Annotated in this window: 1 pseudogene; it reads left to right on the top strand. The window is 63.2% G+C overall.

Annotation, left to right across the window (positions count from 1 at the left end):
• Positions 1-266 precede the first annotated feature (266 nt).
• A pseudogene (locus ACLARN_RS44090) lies at positions 267-984 on the top strand (IS5 family transposase); the annotation flags it as partial.
• Positions 985-1,128: the final 144 nt, after the last annotated feature.

Here is a 1,128-nt window from a genome sequence, read left to right as displayed (position 1 = left end):
ACCGATCTCGCCGTCTCCTCCTTAAATTCAGGAGTAAACGACCGACGACTCTTCTTGGACACGGACACCCTCTCTTCCAGACACGAACTCTAGTTGGTCCGCTGTCCGGAAGGACCGGGGCCGCTCACCAGGCGGCTGGTGCTGTTGGTGTTGGTGCTGCAACTCGGCCAGCGTCTTCGGCTGATGCTGAGTGGTGCCTGGCACTACTAAGAGGGTGTCTTACGTGGTGATCGGTCGCTGGTGAGCGATGATCTTGGCTGTGGTTGATCGTTCGTGGTTTGTCGTTACAGATGGTTCCGGATGAGCTGTGGGCCCTTGTGCAGCCGCTGATTGTGGAGTTTGAAGCGCGTCCGCAGGGTGGTGGCACTACCCCGGTAGCCCCTCGTGCGGTGTTCACCGCGATCGTGTGTGTCCTGACCAGCGGGTGTGCGTGGCGGGATCTTCCGCCATCGTTCGGGTCCCGCTCCAGACCGCGCATCGTCGGTTCGACCAGTGTTCCAAAGCCGGACTGCGGCGGCGTTTGCACTACGCGATACTGGACGACTCGGCTGCAAGGGCCTTCTCGCCTGGAGTCGCGCTATCGTGGATGGGGCCTGCGTACGGGCGAGAATAGAGGATCCATGACCGGGTTCCAGCCCGGTGGACCGCGGCAGAGCCGGCTCGACGATCCACGCCCTCTCTGACCGTGCCGGGTTGCCGCTCGCAGTCGCCGTCTCCGCCGCCAACACGCGCGACTCCTATGCGCTCAGACCGCTGGTGATGGCGATTCCGGCGATCGAGTTCCGCTGCGGTCCACGGCGCCACAAGTCGGCCTAACTGCCCGTCGACAAGGCCTACGGCCAACCCGACCCGCGGCACTGGCTCCACGACCGAGGAATCAAGGTCCGTATCGCCCGCAACGGCATCGAGTTCAGCCAGAAACTCGGAAAGCGCCGCCGGGTGATCGAACGAACCCTGGCCTCGTTCACCGGATACCGACGCTTGGGGTTGTCCCGATTCTCCGGACCGTCGTCTGTGGTGTGTCAGGCGGCTTGTTGTAGTTCGCGGAGTCTTTCAGACTCGACCGGGGTGAGGTATCCGACTTTGGGATGGCGGCGTTGCCGGCTGTGGAATATCTCGAGGTCCCGG

This window comes from Amycolatopsis sp. cmx-11-12, from assembly GCF_046269425.1.
Lineage (GTDB): Bacteria > Actinomycetota > Actinomycetes > Mycobacteriales > Pseudonocardiaceae > Amycolatopsis.
This window is presented reverse-complemented; position numbering and strand designations above follow the sequence as displayed.